The 24082-nt window shown below is 65.2% G+C and carries 22 protein-coding genes and 1 tRNA gene; 10 read left to right on the forward strand and 13 right to left on the reverse strand.

The features are described from left to right. Nucleotides 1-15 precede the first annotated feature (15 nt). From FJW05_RS07075 to FJW05_RS07095, 5 genes are all read right to left on the reverse strand, one after another. Nucleotides 16-89, reverse strand: a tRNA-Gly gene (locus FJW05_RS07075). 78 nt (nucleotides 90-167) lie between these two features. Next, nucleotides 168-1601: a HAMP domain-containing sensor histidine kinase gene (locus tag FJW05_RS07080; RefSeq protein WP_140629576.1), complete on the reverse strand. Its 1434-nt coding sequence runs from the start codon at nucleotides 1599-1601 to the stop codon at nucleotides 168-170. Then, nucleotides 1598-2272, reverse strand: a complete 675-nt coding sequence (locus FJW05_RS07085; RefSeq protein WP_140629579.1) for a response regulator transcription factor — start codon at nucleotides 2270-2272, stop codon at nucleotides 1598-1600. Before FJW05_RS07085 ends, FJW05_RS07080 begins: the two co-directional genes overlap by 4 nt. A gap of 101 nt (nucleotides 2273-2373) precedes the next feature. Further along, complete coding sequence (locus tag FJW05_RS07090; protein WP_140629583.1) at nucleotides 2374-2763, reverse strand: hypothetical protein; 390 nt, start codon at nucleotides 2761-2763, stop codon at nucleotides 2374-2376. A 155-nt stretch (nucleotides 2764-2918) separates the two neighbouring features. Further along, entirely contained in the window at nucleotides 2919-3533 is a 615-nt protein-coding gene (locus tag FJW05_RS07095) for an outer membrane protein (protein WP_140629585.1), read from the reverse strand. Between the two features lie 391 nt (nucleotides 3534-3924). Here FJW05_RS07095 and FJW05_RS07100 point away from each other — a divergent pair, with 391 nt between their 5' ends. Further along, nucleotides 3925-4188, forward strand: a complete 264-nt coding sequence (locus tag FJW05_RS07100; RefSeq protein WP_140629588.1) for a DUF6460 domain-containing protein — start codon at nucleotides 3925-3927, stop codon at nucleotides 4186-4188. A gap of 12 nt (nucleotides 4189-4200) precedes the next feature. Here the strand turns inward: FJW05_RS07100 and FJW05_RS07105 are convergent, their stop codons facing one another. Continuing rightward, nucleotides 4201-5103 carry a histone deacetylase gene (locus tag FJW05_RS07105; protein WP_140629592.1) on the reverse strand — a complete coding sequence of 301 codons (903 nt, stop codon included), beginning with the start codon at nucleotides 5101-5103 and terminating at the stop codon, nucleotides 4201-4203. A gap of 118 nt (nucleotides 5104-5221) precedes the next feature. Here FJW05_RS07105 and FJW05_RS07110 point away from each other — a divergent pair, with 118 nt between their 5' ends. Next, nucleotides 5222-6562, forward strand: coding sequence for an MATE family efflux transporter (locus FJW05_RS07110; protein WP_181164875.1), 1341 nt, complete (start codon nucleotides 5222-5224; stop codon nucleotides 6560-6562). Here FJW05_RS07110 and FJW05_RS07115 read toward each other — a convergent pair. Both FJW05_RS07115 and FJW05_RS07120 read right to left on the reverse strand, forming a co-directional pair. Beyond that, on the reverse strand, nucleotides 6555-7646 hold the full coding sequence (locus FJW05_RS07115) for a quinone-dependent dihydroorotate dehydrogenase (protein ID WP_140629597.1): 1092 nt from the start codon (nucleotides 7644-7646) through the stop codon (nucleotides 6555-6557). The two genes, FJW05_RS07110 and FJW05_RS07115, sit on opposite strands and share 8 nt — an antisense overlap. After that, nucleotides 7643-7990, reverse strand: a complete 348-nt coding sequence (locus tag FJW05_RS07120) for a DUF952 domain-containing protein (RefSeq protein WP_181164861.1) — start codon at nucleotides 7988-7990, stop codon at nucleotides 7643-7645. Before FJW05_RS07120 ends, FJW05_RS07115 begins: the two co-directional genes overlap by 4 nt. Before the next feature lie 112 nt (nucleotides 7991-8102). Between FJW05_RS07120 and FJW05_RS07125 the strand changes: the two genes are divergently transcribed. Both FJW05_RS07125 and FJW05_RS07130 read left to right on the forward strand, forming a co-directional pair. After that, nucleotides 8103-8534 carry a hypothetical protein gene (locus FJW05_RS07125; protein WP_095765880.1) on the forward strand — a complete coding sequence of 144 codons (432 nt, stop codon included), beginning with the start codon at nucleotides 8103-8105 and terminating at the stop codon, nucleotides 8532-8534. Between the two features lie 127 nt (nucleotides 8535-8661). Next, nucleotides 8662-9321: a response regulator transcription factor gene (locus FJW05_RS07130; protein ID WP_095766186.1), complete on the forward strand. Its 660-nt coding sequence runs from the start codon at nucleotides 8662-8664 to the stop codon at nucleotides 9319-9321. A gap of 12 nt (nucleotides 9322-9333) precedes the next feature. Here FJW05_RS07130 and FJW05_RS07135 read toward each other — a convergent pair whose 3' ends face one another. Continuing rightward, complete coding sequence (locus FJW05_RS07135) at nucleotides 9334-10845, reverse strand: MFS transporter (protein ID WP_140629602.1); 1512 nt, start codon at nucleotides 10843-10845, stop codon at nucleotides 9334-9336. Between the two features lie 142 nt (nucleotides 10846-10987). Between FJW05_RS07135 and FJW05_RS07140 the strand changes: the two genes are divergently transcribed. Continuing rightward, on the forward strand, nucleotides 10988-11890 hold the full coding sequence (locus tag FJW05_RS07140; RefSeq protein ID WP_140542076.1) for a LysR substrate-binding domain-containing protein: 903 nt from the start codon (nucleotides 10988-10990) through the stop codon (nucleotides 11888-11890). A 40-nt stretch (nucleotides 11891-11930) separates the two neighbouring features. Here FJW05_RS07140 and FJW05_RS07145 read toward each other — a convergent pair whose 3' ends face one another. Together FJW05_RS07145 and FJW05_RS07150 are read right to left on the reverse strand one after the other, a co-directional pair. Beyond that, nucleotides 11931-13184: an MFS transporter gene (locus FJW05_RS07145; protein WP_140629605.1), complete on the reverse strand. Its 1254-nt coding sequence runs from the start codon at nucleotides 13182-13184 to the stop codon at nucleotides 11931-11933. 116 nt (nucleotides 13185-13300) lie between these two features. Continuing rightward, on the reverse strand, nucleotides 13301-13957 hold the full coding sequence (locus FJW05_RS07150; RefSeq protein ID WP_140629607.1) for an O-methyltransferase: 657 nt from the start codon (nucleotides 13955-13957) through the stop codon (nucleotides 13301-13303). A gap of 83 nt (nucleotides 13958-14040) precedes the next feature. On the opposite strand from FJW05_RS07150, the gene FJW05_RS07155 reads away from it, so the two are divergent. Beyond that, the gene (locus FJW05_RS07155) at nucleotides 14041-14676 is read left to right on the forward strand and encodes a TetR family transcriptional regulator (RefSeq protein WP_140629610.1); all 636 of its coding nucleotides are present in this window, start codon (nucleotides 14041-14043) and stop codon (nucleotides 14674-14676) included. 16 nt (nucleotides 14677-14692) lie between these two features. Here FJW05_RS07155 and FJW05_RS07160 read toward each other — a convergent pair whose 3' ends face one another. After that, entirely contained in the window at nucleotides 14693-18175 is a 3483-nt protein-coding gene (locus FJW05_RS07160; RefSeq protein ID WP_181164862.1) for a PAS-domain containing protein, read from the reverse strand. Between the two features lie 236 nt (nucleotides 18176-18411). On the opposite strand from FJW05_RS07160, the gene mscL reads away from it, so the two are divergent. After that, nucleotides 18412-18834, forward strand: coding sequence for a large conductance mechanosensitive channel protein MscL (gene mscL / locus FJW05_RS07165; protein WP_095766185.1), 423 nt, complete (start codon nucleotides 18412-18414; stop codon nucleotides 18832-18834). Nucleotides 18835-18945: 111 nt separating this feature from the next. Further along, nucleotides 18946-20112: a pyridoxal phosphate-dependent aminotransferase gene (locus tag FJW05_RS07170; protein ID WP_140629614.1), complete on the forward strand. Its 1167-nt coding sequence runs from the start codon at nucleotides 18946-18948 to the stop codon at nucleotides 20110-20112. An 11-nt stretch (nucleotides 20113-20123) separates the two neighbouring features. Here the strand turns inward: FJW05_RS07170 and hemA are convergent, their stop codons facing one another. Beyond that, nucleotides 20124-21401: a 5-aminolevulinate synthase gene (gene hemA, locus FJW05_RS07175; RefSeq protein ID WP_140629617.1), complete on the reverse strand. Its 1278-nt coding sequence runs from the start codon at nucleotides 21399-21401 to the stop codon at nucleotides 20124-20126. A gap of 276 nt (nucleotides 21402-21677) precedes the next feature. On the opposite strand from hemA, the gene galE reads away from it, so the two are divergent. Further along, on the forward strand, nucleotides 21678-22673 hold the full coding sequence (gene galE, locus FJW05_RS07180; protein WP_140629774.1) for a UDP-glucose 4-epimerase GalE: 996 nt from the start codon (nucleotides 21678-21680) through the stop codon (nucleotides 22671-22673). A gap of 101 nt (nucleotides 22674-22774) precedes the next feature. Continuing rightward, entirely contained in the window at nucleotides 22775-24031 is a 1257-nt protein-coding gene (locus FJW05_RS07185) for a D-amino acid dehydrogenase (RefSeq protein ID WP_140629619.1), read from the forward strand. The last annotated feature ends 51 nt before the right edge of the window (nucleotides 24032-24082 follow it).

Genomic DNA, 24082 nt, shown 5'->3' on the forward strand with positions numbered 1-24082 from the left:
ATTATCGCCGCAAGCTGGAGCGGGTAGCGGGAATCGAACCCGCGCGTTCAGCTTGGGAAGCTGACAAGCTACCATTACATCATACCCGCGTCGGCGACCTCGTTAACATGAGGCCCGGGCTGCAAGCAATCGGCAAAGCAGTCCTGATGCCTCTGCGCGACGGGCGATCAACACCTTGATGCCGGCAGTTCGACACGCACCCGCGCACCCCGCCCTGAACCGTCCAGGATCCTGACCGTGCCGCCATGCAGCTCGGCGATCTGGCGGGCGAGGTTGAGCCCGAGGCCGGCACCGCGCGACTGCGGCTGCAGGCGGTAGAAGGGCTGGAACACATTCTCCCGCTCTGCCGCGGGAATGCCCGGACCTTCGTCGCGCACCTCGATGCCGCCGCTTTCGTCGATCGCGACAGTGATGATGCCGGAGCCGCCGCCATGGTCGATGGCGTTGCGCACCAGATTCGCCAGGGCGCGCTCGATCTGCGAGCCGTTCACCTCGACATGGATCTCGCCGGCCGGCGGCTCGAAGGCAAGGTCGTAGCCGGCCTCTATCGCCAGCGGCGCAAGGTCGGCGGCGACCCGGCGGCCGAGCTCGGTCAGGTTGACAATCCGACGCTCGTCGCCCGGGCGCTCCAGCATCTGATGGTCGAGCAATTGCTGGGCCAGGTGCGACAGTCTCTCGATATCCTGCAGCAGGCGTTCGCTCTGCGGTTCCTTGGTCAGGAGCTCGGCTCGCGTACGCAGGATGGCGATCGGCGTGCGCAATTCATGCGCGGCATCGGTCAGGAAGCGGTTGTGCTGGTCGTAGCCATGGGCCAGGCGCGCCAGCGTCTGGTTGAAGGCCTGGACCAGCGGCGCGATCTCCTGCGGCACGCGCTGCACAGACAACTGCATGCCGCGTGTGTTGATGTCGATGCGGGCGGCCTGATCTGCCGTGTCGACCAGGCCGGCGAAGGATCTGCGCACCACGGCGGGCGTCGTCACCAGCGTGGTCAGCCCCATGACCAGGATGATCGGCAGGACCAGGATCAGGACGATCAGCGACAGCGCCGGCAAAGCGCGCTGCCAGTTGCGGCTGCCGTCGGGATTGCGCGCGACGTCCACGTTCGCCGAGATGTTCACTTCCAGCCCGTCGGTCTGTTCCCGCGACGAGCGCGTCGCGGTGATGATCTGCACCGGCCCCGCCTTGGTCGTAATGTTCTCGACATAGGCTTCGGGCCGCAGATCATCGCGATTGAGGTTGAGGGTGGCACGCTCGACCGAGTCCAGCAGAAGGCCGGGTGTGCCGGCATAGATATCCGGCACGGCGCCGGAGCGGATGCTCTGCCCGGTCTTGTCGCGGATAACATACCAGACATGCGGAAAGCTCTCGCGGAATTGCTCGAGTTCTGCCGTCTCGCGCACCACCAGCCGGCCGTTCGCGTCGCGGTCGACGGCACCCTTCAGCGCCGCGACGGCGGCCTCATTGTCGACCAGCGGCGTCGGGTTGGCGATCCAGAGCGCCGCGGCGCAGAGCGCGATGAAGATGGCCAGCATAGCTGCCTGCAGCAGGATCAGCCGCCGCACCAGCACCCATTGCAGCGAACGTGGCCGCCGCTGCCTCACGGCAAGGCCCTGAGCAGATAGCCGATATTGCGGATGGCGCGGATCTCCACGCCGGCGGTGACGTCTTCCAGCTTGCGGCGCAGCCTGGAGATATGCGCGTCGAGGGCATTTGAACCGATCTCGTCATCCAGCGCGTAGACCGCCTCCTCCAAAGCCCGGCGCATGATCGCCCGGCCCGGTCGCCTGATCAGCGTTTCCAGCACCAGGCGTTCGCGCCGGGGCAATTCGAGCGCCTTGTCGTCCACCAGCGCCTCGCGATCGCGGAAGTCGTAAGCGAGGCGGCCGACCTCGATACGCTCGGCGCGCAAGGTGAATTGCCGCCGGTGCAGCGCACGCAGCCGCGCCACCAGTTCCTCGGTGGCGAAGGGCTTCACCATATAGTCGTCGGCGCCGGCATTCAGCCCGGCGACGCGGTCGTCGATGCCGGCCATGGCGGTCAGCGCGATCACCGGCGTGTCGACATTCATGGCGCGCAGGCGCGGGATGAAGTCGAGGCCCTCGCCATCGGGCAGGCGGCGGTCGAGCACGATCGCGTCGTGCGTCCCGATCTTCGCCATGATCTCGGCATCCGCCAGCGTCGCGGTCCGGTCGACGACGAAATCCTGCCGCTCCAGCGCGGTCTTCAGCACCGACGCCATTTCCGGCTCGTCCTCGATCAGCAGGATACGCATTCTTCAATCTCCGCCGCTGGAGCAGCGTGCAGCCGTCCTGGTCGGCCCGGTAAAGCTTCGGCCGCTACGCGGCAAGAGCCAGTCCGCCGCTTGTGATGGTCTCATTCGCATTCCAACTTCGGCTTGCGGAAATTGGTGATGAACCAGCGACCGCCGGACGAACGGGCGTAGAATGTGTAGAAACACTCCTGGCGCTCGACATAGCCGGGCGTTTCGGTCACCTCATATTCGCTGCCGTGCTTGGTGCGGCGCACCTCGCCGCTCGATGAGCCGGAGACCGCATTGGTGGAGATCTTGCGCCACTGATAGGCGCGCTCGCCCTGGCCGAGTTCGATGACCGCGGTCGGCGGGCCGTAGTCGAGGACGACGGATTCGAGAGGCTGTCCGACATAGTTCTTCATGACGTCGGAAGCGCAGGCGGACAGGCAGACAAGCGCCGCCGCAAACAAGCTTTTCAGGGCCAGCTTGCGGCCCCTGGTTGATATGAACATGGTCCGATTCCCTGGGATAGGCCTTTGCCAGCTAGGCCGTGAAAATTGCATCGACATTACGCGGACGCGCATCAAGGCGGAGAAAGGCAGTTTCCCGCGGTGGAGATCGGCGGGGCCGGGCCGCCACGGAAAACTGCTCTCCGGCATTCCAGGCGCTAGAAGCGGTAGTTGATGCCGGCCTTCAGTTCCTGGCTGCCTATACTTGTCTTCGCTTTACCGATCGCTGATCTCGTTTCCACATCGGGCGTGCGGATATAGTCATATTCGACCTTGGCGGAGAGGCCGCCGGCAAAGGCTTGCTCGACGCCTGCACCCACCAGATAGCCGAGCTTGCGGCTGTCGGTGTCGCGCACGCCGCCTGCCTTGTCGAATGTGGTCATGGCGACACCGGCGGTGCCGAAAACCAGCGTCTGGTCGAAGGCGAGACCGGCCTTGGCCTTCGCGGCGGCGCGCCATTTCTCCTTGATCTTGCCGCCTTGGACATTGTGTTCGGCGCCGCCGAGATAGGAACCTTCGAGCTCGGCGCCGAACACGGCCGGGCCCGACTGGATGTTATAGCCGGCCTGCACGCCGCCGCTCCAGCCATTCCGGCCGGCGAACGGATTTGGCATCTTGGTGAAGGCCGTTCCGCCATGGACACCGACATAGGCGCCGCTCCATTGAAAGGCGGGCGGATCGTTGTAGGCGGGCGAGAGGTCGGCGGCCATTGCCGTCGCGCTGAGACAGGCGGCAAAAGCCGCGGTAAGGGCGATTTTGGTTCGATAAGACACGTTCCACTCCAAACGCATATGCGCAGGGCAACACCATGCGCGGATTGACCTGTGAAGCCGGCTCCTGGGATGGCCGCTCCGGTTCGCTTGTCTCTCGCGGGCAAAATAAAGCCGTGCCGCAAGGCAGGCGCCTTGCGGTCCGAACTTCCGTTGCGACACATTGCTCGAAAGACCGGCCCTATCTGTCAGGCGAAAATTGCAGGCACATTGCGCGGACCGGCAAAATGAAGATTTTTCTATTTGTTTTCAGCAATTTGCAGCGTTTCTGTTTACGCAAAATTAGGGTTTCGAGGCGGTGCAGGTCGGCAGCCGGGCCGCTTGATGGCGGACAAGCGAATGCGTATTTCTGGGCCACGCCGCCGAATCGGGCGACTCGAACCGGAGAATGGCCTTGTCCGCACTGACGCGCTTTCTTGGCGACACGCCGCTCAGGGTGTTCCTGAAGCTGCTCGTGGTCTCCTTCCTCGTCGGCCTCGTCATGCATGCCTTCGGCTGGTCGCCGATGGACGTCTTCTACGGCATCCGCCAGTTCTTCGTCGATTTGTGGAATCTCGGCTTCCACGCCATCGACCGCTTCCTGGGCTATATCCTGCTCGGCGCCGCGATCGTCGTGCCGGTGTTCGTGCTGCTCAGGATCGCCAGCTACAGGAAGTAGCCCAGCGCGGCCTCACGCATATCGCGACGCCACCTCGAACAGGATGGCGTGGCGCGCGGCCAGCGCCGGCACGTCGGTCGAGTAGCCGCCGCCGATGACGCCGCACAGCGGCGCGCCCTGTCTGCGGAAATGGCCGATAACCATGTCCTCGCGGGCGCCGAGACCGTCGTCGGTGAGCGCCAGCCGGCCGAGCCTGTCCTGCGCATGGACATCCACGCCCGCATTGTAGAAGACGATGTCCCAATGCCTCTGCCCGGATAGGACCGGCAGGATGGCGGCGAGTCGTTCGAGATAGGCGCCGTCGCCGGTGCCGTCCGGCAAGGCCACGTCGAGGTCGGACGCGATCTTGCGCGCCGGGTAGTTGCGCTCGCCATGCATGGAAAAGGTGAAGGCGCGAGGCTCATCCTTGAGAATGTCGGCCGTGCCGTCGCCCTGATGCACGTCGAGATCGACGACCAGGACGTTTTCGACGACGCCTTCCGCCAGCAGCGCCAGCGAGGCGACGGCGACATCGTTGAAGGTGCAGAAGCCGGCGCCGTGCGCGCGCCTGGCATGATGGCTGCCGCCGGCGGCGTTGCAGGCAATGCCGTATTTCAGCGCCAGCCTGGCGGCCAGCACCGTACCCGCGGTGGCGAGCTGCGCCCGCAATGACACGCGCGGGCCGATCGGAAAGCCGATCTCGCGCTCTATTTTCGCCGGCACCTGGCAGGCGATCGCCTGGTCGACATAGTCGGCGGCGTGCGCCAGCTTCAGCAGTGCAGCCGGTGGCGGTTCCGGCAGCGAAAGCGCGCCGGGCACGGCTAGACCGCGTAAGCGCAAGGCCTCCATCAGCAGCGGATATTTGCTCATCGGAAAGCGATGGTTGACGGCGAAGCCTGCGTCATAGTCGGGGTGATGGACGATCTGCAGCGGCATGAATTGGGGGCTGCGCCAGGTTTGCAATTCGGTTGGCAGTCCGGCGGATATGGTTGCGTGATGCCGGCAAACTGGGGCACATCGGGTCCTCGATCAAGCCGCAATCGGACAGGCAGCAATTCCCTTGGACGCGACTCAAGCCAACGCCAGGTCTTTCGTCGTCACCAACCGCTCAGTGCTGGCGATCGCGGTGCCGATGACGCTTGCCTATCTGACGACGCCGCTGCTCGGCATCGTCGATACCGCGGTGGTCGGCCAGTTCGGCGATGCTGCCCTGCTCGGCGGCCTCGCGGCGGGCTCGCTGGTGTTCGACGTCGTCTTCACCACCTTCAACTTCCTGCGTTCGGGCACCACCGGCCTCGTCGCCCAGGCCTTCGGGCGCGGCGATGCGCTGGAGGAGCAGGCGGTGCTGTGGCGCGCCGTGCTGATCGCGGTCGTCGCGGGCGTCATCCTTGCCGCCCTTGCGCCGCTCTTTGCCGTCGCCGGCCAATGGTTCATGGGCGCCGAGCCGCGTGTCAGCGAAGCGATGTCGGTGTATATCCGCATCAGGCTGCTGGCAGCGCCCTTCTCGCTGATCAACTACGCCATACTGGGCTACGTGCTGGGGCGAGGCGAAGGCGGTCTCGGGCTGATGCTGCAGGCGGTGCTCAACGGCATCAACATCGCGCTCTGCTTCCTGCTCGGCCTCGAGCTCGGCTGGGGCGTTGCCGGCGTCGCCTGGGCGACGGTCACCGGCGAGTTCCTGGCCATGCTGCTCGGCCTTGCCATCGTGCTCGCCCGCTTTCGCAAGCTGGAACGGCCGTCGCGCCGCCGCATCCTCGACCTGCCGGCCTACCGGCGCATGCTGTCGCTCAACCGCGACATCATGATCCGCTCCTTCTCGCTGCTTGCCGCCTTCGCGCTGTTCACCAGGCAGGGCGCACAGTTCGGCACGGTGACGCTCGCCGCCAACGCCGTGCTGATGAACTTCTTCCTCATCGCCGGCTATTTCCTCGACGGTTTCGCCACCGCCGCCGAGCAGCTCGCCGGCCGCGCCATCGGCGCGCATGCGCCTGCCCCATTCCGGCAGGCGGTACGGCTGACGCTGATCTGGGGCTTTGGCCTCGCCGGTATCGCCACGCTCATCCTGCTGACCGCCGGCGCCAGTCTGGTGGCGCTGGTGACGACCTCGATGGATGTTCGCGCGGTCGCCGACACCTATCTTCCCTGGGCGGCCTTCACGGCGCTGAGCGGCGTGCTGGCCTTCCAGATGGACGGCGTCTTCATCGGCGCCACCTGGTCGCGCGACATGCGCAACATGATGCTGTTGTCGTTCCTCGCCTTCAGCGCTGCGCTCATCACTCTGGCGCCGGCCTTCGGCAACAGCGGCCTGTGGGCATCGCTGCATGTTTTCCTGCTGGTGAGGGGGCTGAGCTTGCTGACGGTCCTGCGGCTGAGAATGCGAACGGCGTTCAGCTGATCGGTTTTGAACCCCAGCGCTCGCAAGCCGAGTCGCGCAGGTCGCTGATCGAGCCAAGCCGCTCGCGTTCCACGAACCGCGCCATGCCGGCAATGATGCGCCCCGGCAGTGCCGGCCCGGCATAGATCATGCCGGTGTAGAGCTGGACGAGATCCGCGCCGGCGCGGATCTTCTCCAGCGCCGTTTCGGTGGAGTCGACGCCGCCCACGCCGATAAGGGCCATGTTGGGCCCGAGCAATTTGCGCATCCGGGCCAGAACCGCGGTCGAACGCTCGAACAGCGGTTTCCCTGAAAGACCGCCGGTTTCATTCGCCACGCCGCCGCTTCGCAATCCTGGCCGCGCCAGCGTCGTGTTGGAGACGATGACGCCGTCGATCTTCTTCTCGACGACTTCGGCGGCGATGTCTTCCAGTTCCGCCTCGACGAGGTCCGGCGCGATCTTGAGGAAAATCGGCGGCTGCGCGGGGGCGGCGGCACGCGCTTCCATCACACGTGACAACAGCTCGCCGAGCTGCTCGCGCGCTTGCATGTTGCGCAGGCCCGGCGTGTTGGGCGAGGAGATGTTGACCGTCAGATAACTCGCATGGGGCGCGAAGCGGGCGACGCCGCGCTCATAGTCGGCGATGCGATCGGTGCTGTCCTTGTTGGCGCCGATGTTGACGCCGACGATGCCCGGCCGGCCCTTGCGCGCGGCAAGACGCTTTTCGGCGGCCGCGTGGCCTTCATTGTTGAAGCCCAGCCGGTTGATCACCGCCTCGTCCGCGGTCAGCCGGAAGATGCGCGGCTTCGGATTGCCGGCTTGCGGCAGCGGCGTGATGGTGCCGACCTCGGCAAAGCCGAAGCCAAGCCCAAGCAGCGCGTCCGGCACTTCGGCGTTCTTGTCGTAGCCGGCGGCCATGCCGAGCGGGTTGGGGAAGTCGAGGCCGCAAAGGCTAACCTTCAGCCGTGCGTCATGCGTCGGGCGCCGCGGCGCCGTCGCGCCGACCGGCAGCCCGCAGCGCAGCGCCGCGATCGACAGGCCATGCGCGGTTTCCGGATCGAAGGAGAAAAGCAGCTTCTGGCCGATCCGGTCGAGCACGCTCATTCGCCCTCCAGCGCCGGGAACTTGTGGCCGCCCGCGCCGAGCGGCAACGGCTTTACCCAGAGAACCGCATCGAGGTCGAGCTCGGCATAGAGATGCGGGAACAGGGCGCCACCGCGCGAGACCTCGTATTTCAGCGCATCACCCAGCCTTGCCGCGTCGATCGCGATCAGCAGCAGGTCCGTCTGCCCGGCGAAATGCTTGGCCGCCGTCTCGCGAACCTGGCCGGCGGTGGAGAGATGGATGAAGCCGTCGGCGATGTCGATCGGCGCACCGGTGAAGCGCCCGTTCTTCTCGGCTTCGCGCCACAGCGCCTCGGGCGCGATCTTGTAGATAATCTGAGACATTGTCGCGCTATAGTCCGAACCGAAGGTGCGGGGAAGGCTCGAAGCTCGACTCTTCCCCATTTCCGGCGCAAACCTGTGATAGCCCGCCTTCACTGGCTCATGGAGGAACAACATGCGTCTGCAGCACATCGTGATCCCCGCGGCGCTTTGCTCGCTGGTTGCCGCATCCGCCTATTCCGAGGAAACCGACCACTACCGTTTGGAGAAATCGGCCAACGGCTATGTCCGCATGGACACAAGGACCGGCGCCATGTCTGTCTGCGAGGAGCGCTCGGGCCAGCTCGTCTGCAAGATGGCCGCCGACGAGCGGGCCGCCTACCAGGACGAGATCGACCGGCTGGACAATTCGGTCAAGGCGCTCGACGCGCGTGTCGCCAAGCTCGAGAATTCGTTGTCCGCCCGGCTGGAATCGCAACTGCCCAGCGAAGAGGATTTCAACAAGACAATGGGCTACATGGAGCGCTTCTTCCGGACCTTCAAGGACATCGTCAAGGACCTGGACAAGGAAGACGGCGACGGCAAGCTGAACCAGCAGAAGACCTGATTGCAGAGCCGCCCTGGGGAAAACCCCACGCGCGGCCTTTGTCGCTTGAAAACGCGCCGCGTCGCCGCATAATCATTCCGGTCCCCGCAAGAAGCACACAATGATGATGGGATCGGGGGAGGAATATTTGCCGTCGGGCCACACTTTCGTCATTGCCGACGACCATCCGCTTTTTCGCGGCGCGCTGAAGGAGGCGCTTGCCGGCATCGGCGATGTTGCCGCCATCCACGAGGCCGGCGATTTCGAAAGCGCCAAAGCGCTGGTGCTTGCCAACGAAGATATCGATATGGTGCTGCTCGACCTGTCGATGCCGGGCGCCAGCGGCCTCTCCGGCCTGATCTCGCTGCGCGGCATCCATCCGGCGGTGCCGCTGGTGGTGGTATCGGCGCATGACGATCCCGTCACCATCCGCCGCGCGCTCGATCTCGGCGCTTCCGGCTTCATTTCCAAATCAGCCAGCATGGACGAGATCCGCGGCGCCGTGCAGGCGGTGCTTGCCGGCGACATTGCCGCGCCGGCCGGCATTGAGCTGGGCGTCGAGCGCGACCCTGAAATCTCCGACCTGATCAAGCGCCTGCAGGCGCTGACGCCGCAGCAGACGCGGGTGCTCGGCATGCTGGCGGAGGGCCTGCTCAACAAGCAGATCGCCTATGAGCTCGGCGTCTCCGAGGCCACCATCAAGGCGCATGTCTCGGCCATCCTGCAGAAGCTCGGCGTCGACAGCCGCACCCAGGCGGTCATCCAGCTGTCGAAGATCGGCGGCGACCCGCTGCAGCCGGTCGGCTGACCAGCATCCGGTTCAGTCCGGGCGCTGAACCGCCTCCTGCCGCGCCGGTCGTGCCTTGAAGATGGCAAAGCCGATTGCCGCCATGACCCAGACGCCGATACCGCCATAGAGCATCACCCAGCCAAAGCCGTGCGCCAGCGCGTCATGCGCGACCTTGTCCGGCAATCCCGGCACTGGATTGCCGGCCGCGATCGCCTCGGCGAATAAATAGAGCCTTGCGTTATCGAGATCGGGCAGCGCTGCCATGAGATGCGCGAGCGCGCCGCTCGCCAGGATAAAACCCATCACGGCGATGTTCACGGCAAGCGAGATCATGCGCGCGCTCATGTCTATGCCGGATGCCATCCCGACGCGATCACGCGAAACCGAGCCGGTGGTGGTGTTGGTCACCGGCGTGTTGGTGATGCCGAGGCCAGTGCCCGCGATCAGGCAGCCGGGCAGCATGGTCAGCCAGTTGGCGTGAGCCGCGGCGCTGCCCCACCTCATCAGGAGGAAGCCAATGCCGATGATCGCGAGCCCTGCCGGAATGATGACGCCGGGCCGGTAGCGCAGCGACAGCCGCTCTGCCAAAGGCGGCATCACCAGCGTCGGCAGCGTGTAGGCGAGCAAGGCAAGGCCGGTGGCGAAGCTGTCGAGGCCCAATCCGGCATGGAACCAGATCGGCAGATAGATCATGAACGGCCAGTAGCTGATGTTCATTGCCGCCGAGCCGACGATCGCGCCGGAAAACGGGCGGATACAAAAGACCGAAAAGTCGAACATCGGCCGCTTGCTGATCCTTTCGGCGATAAAGAACGCCGCGAAGCTTGCGATCGACAGGCCAAGGATCGCCAGGGCGGCCAGGCTGGCGAAGCCAAGCTCCGGTCCTTGCGTGATGTAGAAGACGAGGCAGAAGACGGCAGGCGACAAGGTCAGGATGCCGGCGAGATCCAACCTGCCTGCTTGCGGGTCCTTCGATTCATGGACGCCGGTGAGCGCAAGCGCGAATGCGACGATCGCGACCGCCACGTGGATGAGGAACACCCACTGCCAGCTCGACACGGCGACGATGCCGCCACCGACGATCGGGCCGAAGCCGAGGCCGATGCCGAAGATGACGCCCCACCAGCCCCAGGCCACGGCGCGCTCTCGGCCTTCCTGGAATTCATGCGACAGCACAGCAAGCTGGCAGATCAGCATCGCGCCGCCGCTCAATCCCTGCAGGAAGCGCGCGACGATCAGCGTCGAGACATTGCCGGCCAGACCGCAGATCAGCGAGGTGAGACCGAAGGCGGCGATCGAGACCAGGAAGACGCGCTTGCGTCCATAGCGGTCGGCCATAGTGCCGACCGCCATCAGCACCGTGGTGACGGCGATGGTATAGGCGTTCATCACCCATTGCAGTTGTTTGAAGTCCGCGTCGAGCACCTGTTCCAGCGTCGGCAGGACGGTTGGGACGCTCGATATCTCCAGCCCGAACATCAGGCAGGCAAGACATGCGGCAAACAAAACGACGATGCCCCGGCGGGTGAGGACAGGTGCCATGGTCAAACCTCTTGAGTTTCTTGGGCAGGGCGCAACCGGATGGCCGTTCGCCGCTGCGCGCTCAACCCAAGTTAGCGCAGGCTTGATCATTTTAAAATTACATGGTTGGATATTTCAGTGACAACAAAATGGGATAGCTGACATGACGCTGGACGTAGATGCGGTGAAAGCCTTCGTCACCGTCGCCGACTTGCGCAGCTTCACGCGCGCGGCCGAGGCCCTCGGCAGCACGCAAGGCGCGATCAGCGTCAAGCTGAAGCGGCTGGAGGATCGGATCGGCGAAAAACTGATCGAGCGAACGCCGAGGCTGGTGCGGCTGTCGGCGCGCGGCACTGTGTTCCTGGAGCCCGCGCGCGAGCTGCTTGCCGCGCATGACCGCGCCGTCGCCAGCCTCACCGCCGTCCGCCGCCATTTCCGGCTAGGGATCGCCACCCATGTCGGCGGCGCCGAAGTGCCGACCCTGCTGGCGCGACTCAATGCACATGATCCGGCTTTGACCATCGAGGTGCGGCTCGACGATACGCGCGACCTGCTGGCCGCCTTCGATCGCGGCGAGCTCGACGCTGCGATCGTGCGTCGCGAGGATGACCGCCGCGACGGCGAGGTGCTGGCGCCGGAGCAATTCGGCTGGTACGCGACACCGGATTTCGTCTACCGCGCCGGCGAGCCGCTGCGGCTTGCCGCCTCCTCGCCGTCCTGCAGCATCCGCGACATCGTCACCGGTGCGCTCGACGCGGTCGGCATCCCGTGGACGCAGGTTTTCCTGGGCTGCGGTTCCTTTGCGGTTGCGGAAGCCGTCTCGGCCGGCCTTGCCACGGCGGTCTTCTCCTGTCGGCTCGCCCCGCCGGGCACGATCGAGGTCAGCCGCAAATTCGGCTTGCCGCCGCTGCCGGCGACCGAAATCCTGCTGCTTTCCACGCTCTCCGATCCGCAATCGCGCGAGGCGCTGCGCACCCTTGCCATGGCATTTCGCGAGCACCGTCCAGCGGCCAATGGCGCGAGGCCTCGGTTCCGCAATTCGCAAATGGCCGACAGCTCCATCTGAAGCTGCCGGCCGGTGCGGTCTTGGCCGCAGTGCTGAAGGCTCAGCGATAGTTTTCGACGGCCGAGCCCGGCATCGCATCGTCGTCGGCGGTGTCCGCGGAGTTTCGCGCCCGCCCGATCGCGGCGCCGAGGCCCAGCGAGGCGATCGCCACCAGCGGAATGCCGGCGATCCAGGGCAGGCGCGGCGCGAGCGCATAGAGCGCCGTGCCGATCGACGGTCCGAGCGAGTCCTTGAGGTCGACCGCCACAGACGAGGCGGCCATATAGGAAGCGCGTCGCGGCGATGGTGCGAGCGCGTTGACGGCGGTCGGCACGAGCGGCCCGACCAGCATCTGTCCCACCGAGCAGAGGCTGACCGCCGCGACCAGCGAAAGTATCGCCGGCGAGGTCGCCAGCAGGGCAAAGGCGGCGATGGTCGAGATGCCGGCGCCGGCTGCCAGCCAAAGTGCCGATCGCGTCTCGGCAAAGCGGCTGACCAGCATCTGCAAACCGACCGTCAGAGCGGCCGCATAGGCAAACAGCGCGCCGACACCGGACGGGGTGAGCGTGCCGGCATCCTGCGCATAGAGCGGGATGACCGCTTCGATCCAGTTGCCGGAAATCTCGAACAGCATGACCCAGGCAAGCAGCTTTGCCAGGCGGCCGTCGCGGAAGGCCGGCAGCAGCGCCGACAGGCCTTCCTCTTCCTCCGTTTCCCCATGGTCGGCTGCGGCATGGCCGCGCGTCTCGGCGAATGCGGCAAGCATGACGATGCCGCCGAAAAGCAGCATACCGCCGCCAGCCAGGAACACGCTGCCGAGCGAAACGAGCGCCAGCAGCGCGCCGCAGGCCGGGCCGAGGATCTGTCCAGCGCTTGAGCTGACTCGGGCCATGCCGAACCAGCGCGGATGCGCCGAAGGCCCCGTCACATCGGCGATTGCCGTGAGGATGGTCGGGTGAAGCACCGACTCGCATATGCCTGTCAAAAGCAGCACGGCCGCGGTGGCGGCGACGCCATGGGCGAAGAACAGCGCGACGAAGCCGCAGCCGACGCCGAGCGACGACAGGACCAGCACCGGCCGCCGGCCGATCCGGTCGGCGATGCCGCCGATCAGCGGCGCGGCGATCAATTCGCCGCCGGCATAGCAGGCAAACAAAAGGCCGATCGCGCCGATCGGAATATTCGCCTCGCGGCTCGCCCAAAGCGGAAAGAAAGGCACCAGCGCGCCGTCGGCGAAACCGGCACAGAAGAACAGGAAAAGGCCGAGCAAGGCCGGGCGCGGCAGCCCGCGCCAGAACGATGTGAGGAGGGTCATGAGTCACCTACGCGTCAAAGGCCGAAGGCCGGAGCCAGAAGGCCGGGATTGCGCGTTGGTTGACGTAAACGCCTACGGCTGCCTCAGAAGCAGCATGAGGTAGTTTCGAGCAGGCCTTAGCTGAGCCGCATCGACAGCTCCACGTCGTCGCCGAACGGCGTCGACATATAGCCGCCGGCCGGCCCGCGCACCCGCTCCAGATAGTCGGGCGAGAAGTCGGCATTGTCGGCGATGACCAGCGCGCCCGGCCTGAGCCGGCTCTCGACCAGGCTCAATATCTCCGGATAGAGCGCCTTGGCGCCGTCGAGCAGCAGGAGGTCTATCCGGTCGGGCAGGTCGGTGGCGAGCGTTTCCAGCGCGTCGCCCTCGCGGATCTCGACCAGATCGATGAGGCCGCCTTCCGTCAGATTGGCCTTGGCCCGGGTTACCTTCGACGGCTCGAATTCCGTCGTGATCAGCCGGCCGCCGCCATTGTCGCGCAGCGCCGCGGCAAGGTAGAGCGTCGAGATACCGAACGAGGTGCCGAATTCGACGATGATGCGCGCGCCGGTGCTGCGCGCCAGCATGTAGAGCAGCGTGCCCGTCTCCGGCGAGACCGCGAGCCAAAGGTCCTTCATGCTGCCGTAGAACTGGCGATACTCGGTCTTGCTGTGAAGCAGGCGCGTCCGTTCCTCGCGCGAGTACCGTGCGATCGCCGGGCTGGTCGCCGCGTCGGCTTCCTTGAACAGGCGGGCGAGGAGCGGTGCCAAAGGGGTTGCGGTCAAGGTGGTCATGGCTGTCTCCGGCGGGGTTCTTGTGTCGCTTCAAAAATACGAATAATCCTTCAGGTTTCCAATTCGCATTTCGGCGCGCGACCATGATCCAACGCCCAAGCCCTTCAATTTCCACCCGAAAACAGCCAAAACAGGCGCGCGCCACGGAACTGGTCGCGGCGATTCTGCAGGCGGCTACTCAGGTTTTGGCTGTTGAAGGCGCCCAGCGTTTCACCACCACGCGCGTCGCCGAAAGGGCGGGCGTCAGCGTCGGCTCGCTCTACCAATATTTCCCGAACAAGGCGGCGCTGCTGTTCAGGCTGCAGAGCGACGAGTGGCGCCAGACGACAGAGCTTTTGTGTGGCATTCTCGAAAACGCCGAATTATCGCCCATCGAACGGATAAGGACGCTGGTTCATGCCTTCATCCGCTCCGAATGCGAGGAGGCGGCGGTGCGGGGCGCGCTGAACGACGCCGCGCCGCTCTATCGGGATGCGCCGGAGGCTGAGGAGGCGAGGGCGGCGGCGAGCCGGACCGTCGAGACCTTCATGCGCGAGACGCTTCCTGACGCGCCGGATACCGGCCGCGCCCTGGCCGGCAAGTTGATCATCAAGACGCTGAGCGCCGCGGGAGCGGATTTCTCGGAAAGGGAGCGAACGGCCGATGAGATCGAAGCCTATTCCGATGCGCTCGCCGACATGTTCTGCGCCTATCTCCGAAGCCTCGGGCATCGCGGCTGATAGCAGTGCTTTGTCTCTATTCGGCGGCCGGCGCCAGTGGCCTGACGCGCGCCATCATCGAGCGCAGCACGGCCGGCTTCAGCGGCTTGTTGACGACCGGAATGTCGAGCCGGCCGGCAGCCGCGCGCACCTCGCTGGAACGGTCGGCGGTGACCAGCACGCAGGGCAGGTCCTGCCCGTAGGCGGCGCGCAGCGTGGCGACCGCATCGAGCCCGGTGCCGCCGTCGAGATGATAGTCTGCCAGCACGAGGTCCGGCTTCGGCGCGCCGGGCTTCAGGAGATCGCCTGATCCCGAAGCCGTCTCGACGCGGCATCCCCAGCCTTCGAGCAGCAGCCGCATGCCGTCGAGGATGCGCGCGTCATTGTCGATGCACAGCACATTGAGCCCGGCAAGCGTCGAGGCGGAGCGGGCTGGCGCCTTGCCAGCCTCGCGCGGCGGCGCGGCGACCGCCGCGACCGGCAAGATCACGGAAAAGCGCGTGCCCTTGCCGGGGTTGGAGTAGATGCGGATCTCGAGCCGCAGCACCCTGGCGATGCGGTCGACGATCGAAAGGCCAAGGCCGAGCCCCTCGGCCTCGCGCGCGCCCTCGTCCAGGCGCGTGAACTCGTGGAAGACGGTGCTGAGCTTGTCGCCGGCAATGCCGATGCCGGTGTCGATCACCTGGATCTCCGCCAGCTCGCCGCGTCGCCGCACCCCAACCAGAATGCGGCCCTGGCGCGTGTATTTGATGGCGTTGGAAACGAGATTCTGGATCAACCGGCGCAACAGGTTCCGGTCGGTCATGACGCCGAGCGAGGATGGGATAATCGTGAGTTCGAGCTTCTTTTCAGCGGCAAGCGGGCGAAAATCGTTGCCGATCTGACCGAGCAGTCCGCCCAGGTTGAAAGCGGTGTTGTCCGGCTTCATCGCGCCGGCATCGAGCCGCGAGATATCGAGCACCGCGCCGAGGATGGTCTCGACCGATTCCAGCGAGGATTCGATGTTGACGGCGGCCTTCCCGGCCGGTCCCTTGCCCGCCTTCTCGATCAACGACGAGCAATAGAGGCGGGCGGCGTTGAGCGGCTGCAGGATGTCATGGCCGGCGGCGGCGAGGAAGCGCGTCTTGCCGAGGTTGGCTTCCTCGGCAAGCATCTGCGCCTGCGCCAGCTCCTCGTTGACGCGGGTGAGTTCGATGGTGCGGGTCTTGACCCGTTGCTCCAGCGATTCATTGGCCCGCTTCAGCGCCAGGTCCTGCTCGACGCGGCCGGAAATGTCGGCATAGGTGGCGACGATGCCGCCGTCGGGCATCGGGTTGGAGCGCAGCTCCAGGATGCGGCCGCTGGTCTTCAGCTCCATCTGCCATGGACCGGCGAAACTGGTCAGCCGGTTGAGCATCGTCACGCGCTGGTCGGCCGGGATGTCGCCGCGCTCGGCGAGATGGCGAAGGATCCGGTCGAGCGAGACGCCGACCTGGCCCATCTCGTCCGGCAGGTCGAACAGCAATCGGTATTGCCGGTTCCAGCAGATCAGCCGGAAGTCGCGATCGAAGACGGTGATACCTTGCTCCATCTGGTCGAGCGCGATCTGCAAAAGGTCGCGATTGTGCTGCAGCGCCTCGGTGGCGTCATCGAGCAGCTTGAAGGCATCCTTGGAATCGCGATCGTTGCGGCGGAAAAGCAGCGACAGGATCAGCCGCGCCGAGGACGAGCCGACGGCGCTCGCCAGCAATTGCTCAGAGAAGCGGATGACATCCATGCTGGCCTGTTCGGTGCCGTGCAGGGAGACTTTCGCGTCCCTCTCGAAGGATTGGAACGAGCGCTCCGTGCGCTCGACGCCGAGATAGCGTGAAATCGTATCCTTCAGGTCGTTGACGGTGACGGCGGTGCGGAAGCGGCGCAGGCTAGGCATCGGGCCGGCCTCGCGCGGCACGAAGATCGCCGCCTGGATGCGCTCCAGCGGCACGGACGCTCGGGAGAGGGAGCCGAGAACGAAAAACAGCGCATTGACCGAGAGGCTCCACAGCACGCCATGGTTCAGCGGCTCGCCGACGGTGCCGAACAGCGCCTGCGGCCTCAGCGCCTCGAAGCCGAACAAGCCGCGGACGACGATATCGGATTCGGGGCCGAGTGAAGGCAGGAGCAGCGTGTAACCCCAGACGGCGATGCCGGCGACCATGCCGAGGGCTGCGCCCCGGCCGTTGGCGCGGCGCCAGATCAGCCCGCCGACCAGCGCCGGCGCGAATTGGGCAATCGCGGCAAACGACATCAGGCCGATCGATGACAGCCGCGCGCTATTGGTGCTCTCGCGATAATAGAGGAAGGCGATGAACAGCATGATGAAGATCGAGGCGCGGCGCACATTGAGGATCAGCGTCGACCAGTCCTCGTTCTCCGAAGAACTCGTCTTGAGCACGCGGCGCACGAACAGCGGGATGACGAGATCGTTGGAGATCATGATCGACAGCGCGACGCTCTCGACGATCACCATCGCGGTCGCCGCCGACAGGCCGCCGACGAAGGCGGCCATGGCCAGCAGATCATGCCCGCTGAGCAGCGGCAGCGACAAGACATAGAGGTCGCTGCTGGTCTTGTCGCCGACCAGCGACAGGCCGGCAAAGGCGATCGGCAGCACGAAGAGGTTGATCGCCACGAGGTAGAGCGGGAACACCCAGGTCGCGGTGCGCAGCTCCGCCTCGCTGCGGTTCTCGACGATGGTGACGTAAAACTGCCGCGGCAGCATCAGCACGGCAAACCCGCTCAAGCCGGTCAGCACCAGCCAGGTGGCCAGCGAGGTGCTGTAGCTCATCGCCTGGCGCACCTGGCTGTTTCCGGCAAGCCTGGCGAACATGTCGCCGGGCCCGCCGAAGATCAGGAACATCACCATCAGGCCGATGGCGAGAAAGGCGGCGAGCTTGACCACGGTCTCGACCGCCACCGCCAGAACCAACCCGTCCTGGTGTTCCGTGGCGTCGGCATGGCGGGTGCCGAACAGCACCGCGAACAGCGCCAGCAACATCGCCACCACCAGCGAGATATCGCTGACGAACGGATCGAAGGAGGGCGGCGAGCCGGTATAGTGCTCGACCATCAGGCTGACGGAACCCGAGATCGCCTTGAGCTGCAGCGCGATATAGGGCACCGCGCCGATGGTCGCGATCAACGTCGCGATCGCCGCGACGGTGAAGCTCTTGCCGTAGCGGGCGCCGAGGAAGTCGGCGATCGAGGTGATCTTCTCGCTTTTTGCCAGCCTGATCATGCGGTTGAGCAGCGGGAAGCCGAACACGAAGACCAGCACCGGACCGGTATAGATGCCGAGGAATTCGAGGCCGCGCTCGGAGGACAGGCCGACCGAGCCGAAGAAAGTCCAGGAAGTGCAGTAGATGGCGAGGCTGAGCGCGTAGATGAAAGGCCGTGCCCGTCCGAGCCCGGCTGCCACCGAGCGCCGGTCGCCGACGCTGGCGATGGCGAAAAGCAGCGTCACATAGGCGATCGCGATGATGACGACGAACCAGCCTTGCACGGTCCGCACTTCCTCCCTGGCCGGTTTCCTCATCCGGTCGTTAAGACGCAACCACAGCTTGGAGCCCAAGTCCATCGCGGCTTTTGGCGCATATGCGGCTGGCGAGGCAGGTAAGCACAAACCGGTGTCTTCGCGCTTTTTCCGGTTTTTCAACCGGGGGTTTTTGTTATTGTGGCTTCGGATCGGTGCCGGAGAGCCGGGGCGGCAGCACGGCCGGTCATGGCAAGGAGGGCCGAATGCTGAAAGAATTCCAGGAATTCATTTCCAAGGGCAATGTGATGGACTTGGCCGTCGGCGTCATCATCGGCGCCGCCTTCGGCAAGATCGTCGACTCGCTCGTCAACGACATCATCATGCCGATCATCGGCGCGATTTTCGGCGGGCTGGACTTCAACAACTACTTCTTCGGGTTGTCATCGAACGTCCATTCGGCCACGCTGGCCGATGCCAAGAAAGAAGGCGCCGTCTTCGCCTATGGCAGCTTCATCACGGTCGTGCTGAACTTCCTGATTCTTGCCTTCATCATCTTCCTGATGGTCAAGGCGGTGAACAATCTGCGCAGGCGGCTGGAGCGCGAGAAGCCGGCTGCTGCCGCGGCACCGCCGCCCGCCGACGTGCAGTTGCTGACCGAAATCCGCGACCTGCTGGCGAAAAGGTAACTCCTCAACGGGCGCCCTGGACCAAAACCCCGGCCGCTTGCGGCCGGGGTTTTCTGTTTGCGGCTGTCGTAAAAGAGGCTAGCAGTCGCGAAAAACCGGACGGATTCTTGCATGACCCTGATCGAGACCTTGCGCGCCGAAGCCCGTGCGGCGCCCGAAAGCGGCATCGTCGCTGTCGTCAATCATGGCCGCCTGCGCGAAGGGCTGATCCCGCTCTGGGCCGGCGAGGGCGATCTGCCGACGCCTTCCTTCATCAGCGATGCCGCCGCCAAGGGGCTGGCCGATGGCGAGACGTTCTACACCTGGCAGAAGGGCATTCCCGCGCTCAGGCAGGCGCTCGCCCGCTACTACGCCAGGCATTTTGCCAAGACCTTCGCCGAGGAAGAGTTTATCGTCACCGGATCCGGCATGCACGCCATCCAATTGGCCATCGATGCTATCGCCGGCAGCGGCGATGAAGTGATCTATCTCTCGCCGGCCTGGCCGAATTTCGCCGCGGCCGCCGGCGTGGCGGGCGCCGTTCCGGTGCCGGTCACCCTCGACCAGTCCGGCAATGGCTGGTCCTGCGATGTCGAAAAGATCGCCTCCGCGATCACGCCGCGCACGAAGCTGTTGTTCATCAACACGCCGTCCAACCCGACCGGCTGGACCGCCGACAGGCAGACGCTGCAGGCGATCCTCGATCTCGTCCGCCAAAAGGGTCTGTGGATCATCGCCGACGAGATCTATTCGCTGTTCCACTACGGCCATGGCCGCGCGCCGTCCTTCCTCGACGTCGCCACGCCCGACGACCGTATCCTGTTCGTCAACAGTTTCTCCAAGAACTGGGCGATGACCGGCTGGCGTGTCGGCTGGATCAAGACCCATCCAGCCTTGCAGCAGGTGTTCGAAAATCTGATCCAGTACTCGACCTCCGGCGTCGCCCAGTTCATGCAGCGCGGCGCGGTTGCTGCCCTCGACGAGGGCGACGGCTTCATCACCGAACAAGTGGAGCGTGCACGCGCCGCTCGCGACCTCGTCCGCGCCATACTCGGCGCGACCGGCAAGGCGCGTTTCACCGTGCCGCAGGGCGCGTTCTATCTGTTCTTCAGGGTCGACGGGATCACCGATTCCCGAGCCGCCGCCTTCGACATCGTCGACAATGCCAATGTCGGCCTGGCGCCTGGCACCGCCTTCGGCCCCGGCGGCGAGGCTTTTCTCAGACTATGCTTCCACCGCCGCCTCGATCAGCTCGAGGAAGCGGCGCATCGCCTGGCGAGGTGGATGAAGACGGTGTGAGAAAGGCGGCTTCAGCCGCCTGACTTCGGCACCAGCAGCGGAATGATCCGGTCACTCTTGGCAACGGCGGGACGGCCGGAGCCGGCATAGGGAATGCCCAGCGCATCCCAGGTCTCGACCAGCGCATCCTGCAATTGGGCGATCAGCGCATCCGAATGGAAGGGTGTGGGCGTGATGCGCAGCCGCTCGGTGCCGCGCGGCACCGTCGGATAGTTGATCGGCTGGATGTAGATGCCGTGCACGCCAAGCAGCCGGTCGCTGGCCATCTTGCAAAGCTCGGGGTCGCCGACCAGCACCGGCACGATATGGGTGGCCGATACCATCACCGGCAGCCCGGCCGCGGCAAGCACCTGCTTGGTGCGCGCCGCCTGGCGCTGCTGCGCATCGCGCTCGGCCTGCGAGCGCTTCAGATGCCGGATCGAGGTGGTGGCGGCCGCCGCGATCGCCGGCGGCAGCGCGGTGGTGAAGATGAAGCCCGGCGCATAGGAGCGCACCGCGTCGATGACGGCGCTGGTGCCGGCAATGTAGCCGCCAAGCGTGCCGAAGGCCTTGGCCAGCGTGCCCTCGATGATGTCGATGCGGTCGGCCAGGCCTTCGCGCTCGGTGATGCCGCCGCCGCGCGGCCCGTACATGCCGACCGCATGGACCTCGTCGATATAGGTCATGGCATTGTAGCGCTCGGCGAGCTCCACGATCTCTCTGATCGGCGCGATGTCGCCGTCCATCGAATAGACGCTTTCGAAGACGATCAGCTTGGCGCGTTCGCGCCCCGCGGCCTGCAGCAGGCTCTCCAGATGCGCCACGTCGTTGTGGCGAAAAATCTTCTTTTCCGCGCCCGAGCGGCGCACGCCCTCGATCATCGAGGCATGGTTGAGCTCGTCCGAGATGATCAGGCAGTTGGGCAGAAGCCTGGCGATGGTCGAGATCGAGGCCTCGTTGGAGACGAAGCCGGAGGTGAAGACCAGCGCCGCCTCCTTGTCATGCAGGTCGGCGAGTTCCTGCTCGAGCTCGACCAGCGGGTTGGAGGTGCCGGAAATGTTGCGGGTGCCGCCGGCGCCCGAGCCCATCTTGCCGGCCGCGTTCTGGAAGGCGGCAATCACGTGCTCGTTCTGGCCCATGCCGAGATAGTCGTTGGAGCACCATACGGTGATTTCCTGGGCGCGGCCGTTGGAACGCCAGATGGCGCGCGGGAACTTGCCCACGATGCGTTCCAGGTCGGCGAAAACGCGGTAGCGACGCTCGGCGTGGAGCTGGTCGATCGCATCCTCGAAGAACCGCTGATAGTTCATGTCGACTTCCCAATTTTGGGCCGGATCATAATCACTGCCCCATGCCGCGTCCACCGCGCCCAACCGGTCAAAATGCCACGCCCGTGCCCTGTTCCTAACGATGCCGGATCGTGGCCTATTCCTGGCTGTTTGAAGCAACTTGGTTTCAGTACGATGCCTCGGGCGCGACGAACTGTTACGGACTTAACATAGGGAGGCTAGTGGGCTTGCGGCGGGTTTTCCAGCGCGGTGGCTGTTGAGACAGTTTCCGATAAATCTTGATCAGCGAGGTAGATGATGACGGTTTTGGTGACGGGCGGTGCCGGTTATATCGGCAGCCACATGGTCTGGGAACTGCTGGACGCCGGCGAGAGCGTCGTGGTGCTCGACCGGCTTTCCACCGGCTTCGAATGGGCGGTCGCCCCAGAAGCAAAGCTCACCGTCGGCGATGTCGCCGATCGTGATCTGGTCGGCCGGATCATTCGCGACAACAAGGTCGACGCCATCATCCACTTTGCCGGCTCGATCGTGGTGCCGGAATCGGTCGCCGACCCACTTGGCTATTACGAAAACAACACCTGCAAGACCCGCACGCTGATCGAGACGGCCGTGCGCGAGGGCGTGCCGCATTTCATTTTCTCCTCCACCGCCGCCGTCTATGGCGGCGCCGGGCTGGAGCCGGTGCGTGAGGATGCGCGGCTCGCGCCCGAATCGCCATATGGCCTTTCCAAGCTGATGAGCGAATGGATGCTGCGCGACGCGGCGCTGGCGTACGACATCCGCTATACGGCGCTGCGCTATTTCAATGTCGCCGGCGCCGATCCAAAGGGCCGCACGGGACAATCGACGCCCGGTGCCACGCATCTGATCAAGGTCGCCTGCGAGACCGCGCTCGGCAAGCGCCCGTTCATGCAGGTCTTCGGCACCGATTATGCGACGCCGGACGGCACCTGCATGCGCGACTATATCCATGTCAGCGATCTCGCCGCCGCGCATCGGCTGGCGCTGCAGCGGCTGCGGGATGGCGGCGGCAGTCTCGTCGCCAATTGCGGCTACAGCCACGGCTATTCGGTGCTGGAGGTGATCGACAGCGTGCGCCGCGCCTTCGGCCATGACTTCGACGTGCGCATGGGGGACCGCCGGCCGGGCGACGCCGCAGCCGTGGTCGCCAATTCCGAGCTTGCCCGCAAGGAACTCGGCTGGACGCCGCAGCGCGACGATCTCGACCTGATCGTCAACGACGCGCTGGCCTGGGAACGGATCCTGACGACCAAGAACTCCGTTCGAACCTAAGCTGTTGGGCCAAGGGCTCGCGGGGCGCCTATAGACGCGGTATTGAGCCTCATGCAGCGGTGCGCGGGGGCGCGCCGCCCCATGATCCTTGAGGGAACGGCATGAAGGTCTTGGTTCTCGGCGCCGGCGTGGTTGGCACGGCGGCCGCCTATTATCTGGCTAAGGACGGTCACCAGGTGACGGTGATCGAGCGCCATGAAGCGGCGGCGCGTGGCACCAGCCAGTCCAATGCCGGCCTGGTGTCGCCGGGCGACGCCACCGCCTGGGCTTCGCCCGCCGCGCTGAAGACCTTCCTGCGCGCGCTCTGGAACCACGATCTCGGCATCAAGGTCAGGTTGCGCCTCGATCCCTATTTCTATGCCTGGAGCCTGCGCTTCCTGCGCGAATGCACGGTGACGCGGCTGCGCGCCAACACCGATGTCAAGTTGAGGCTCGCGCTCCATTCCCGCGACTGCATCAATCAACTGTCGGAGGAAGCCGGCATCCGTTACGACGAACGCAAGAAGGGCATTCTCTATTTCTTCCGCTCGCAAAAGAGTTTTGACACCGGCACCGACAATTATCGCTATCTCGGCGAGCACGGCCTGCCGATCGAGATCGTCGGCCGCGAGCGTCTGGTCGAGCTGGAACCTGGCCTTGCCGGCGTGAAGGAAAAGATCGCCGGCGGCATCTATTCGCCGATCGACCAGACCGGCGATTCCAAGCAGTTCACCGACCGGCTCGCCGCCTATGCAGCCGAGAAGCTCGGCGTGAAATTCCTGTTCGGCACGACGGTCGAGGGCCTGGACATCGAGGGCGACCGGGTGCGCGCGGTGATGACCTCGGCAGGACCGGTCACCGGCGATGCCGTCGTCATCTCCATGGGGCCGGAAAGCGGCCTGCTCGGCCGCCGCTACGGCATCGACCTGCCGGTCTATCCGGTGAAGGGCTATACAGCGACGATCCCCTTGGAAGACGAAAGCAAGGGGCCGACCATGGGCGGCGCCGACGAGGACCGGCTGATAGGCTATTCCAGGCTCGGCAATCGCCTGCGCATGTCCTCGACCGCCGAGTTCACCGGCTTCGACCGTAGCTTCAAGCCGGGTGATTTCAGGACCATCCTGGAAACCGGCAAGGACCTTTTTCCCGGCGCGTTCGACGAGAAGAAGGCCGTGCTCTGGGCCGGCCTGCGGCCGATGATGCCGAATTCGGTGCCGGTGATCGGCCGGGCGAAATACCGCAATCTCTATCTCGACACCGGCCACGGCCATGTCGGCTGGACCATGGCCTGCGGCTCGGGACAGTTCCTGGCCGACGTCGTCGCCGGCAGAAGGCCGCAGATCGATCCCAAAGGATTGCTGTACGGTACAGCGCGCTGAGAGGTCTAATTGCCGAGGTCGGCGCTGCCCCTCATCCGCCTGCCGGCACCT

Source organism: Mesorhizobium sp. B2-9-1, assembly GCF_006439455.1.
Taxonomy (GTDB): domain Bacteria; phylum Pseudomonadota; class Alphaproteobacteria; order Rhizobiales; family Rhizobiaceae; genus Mesorhizobium.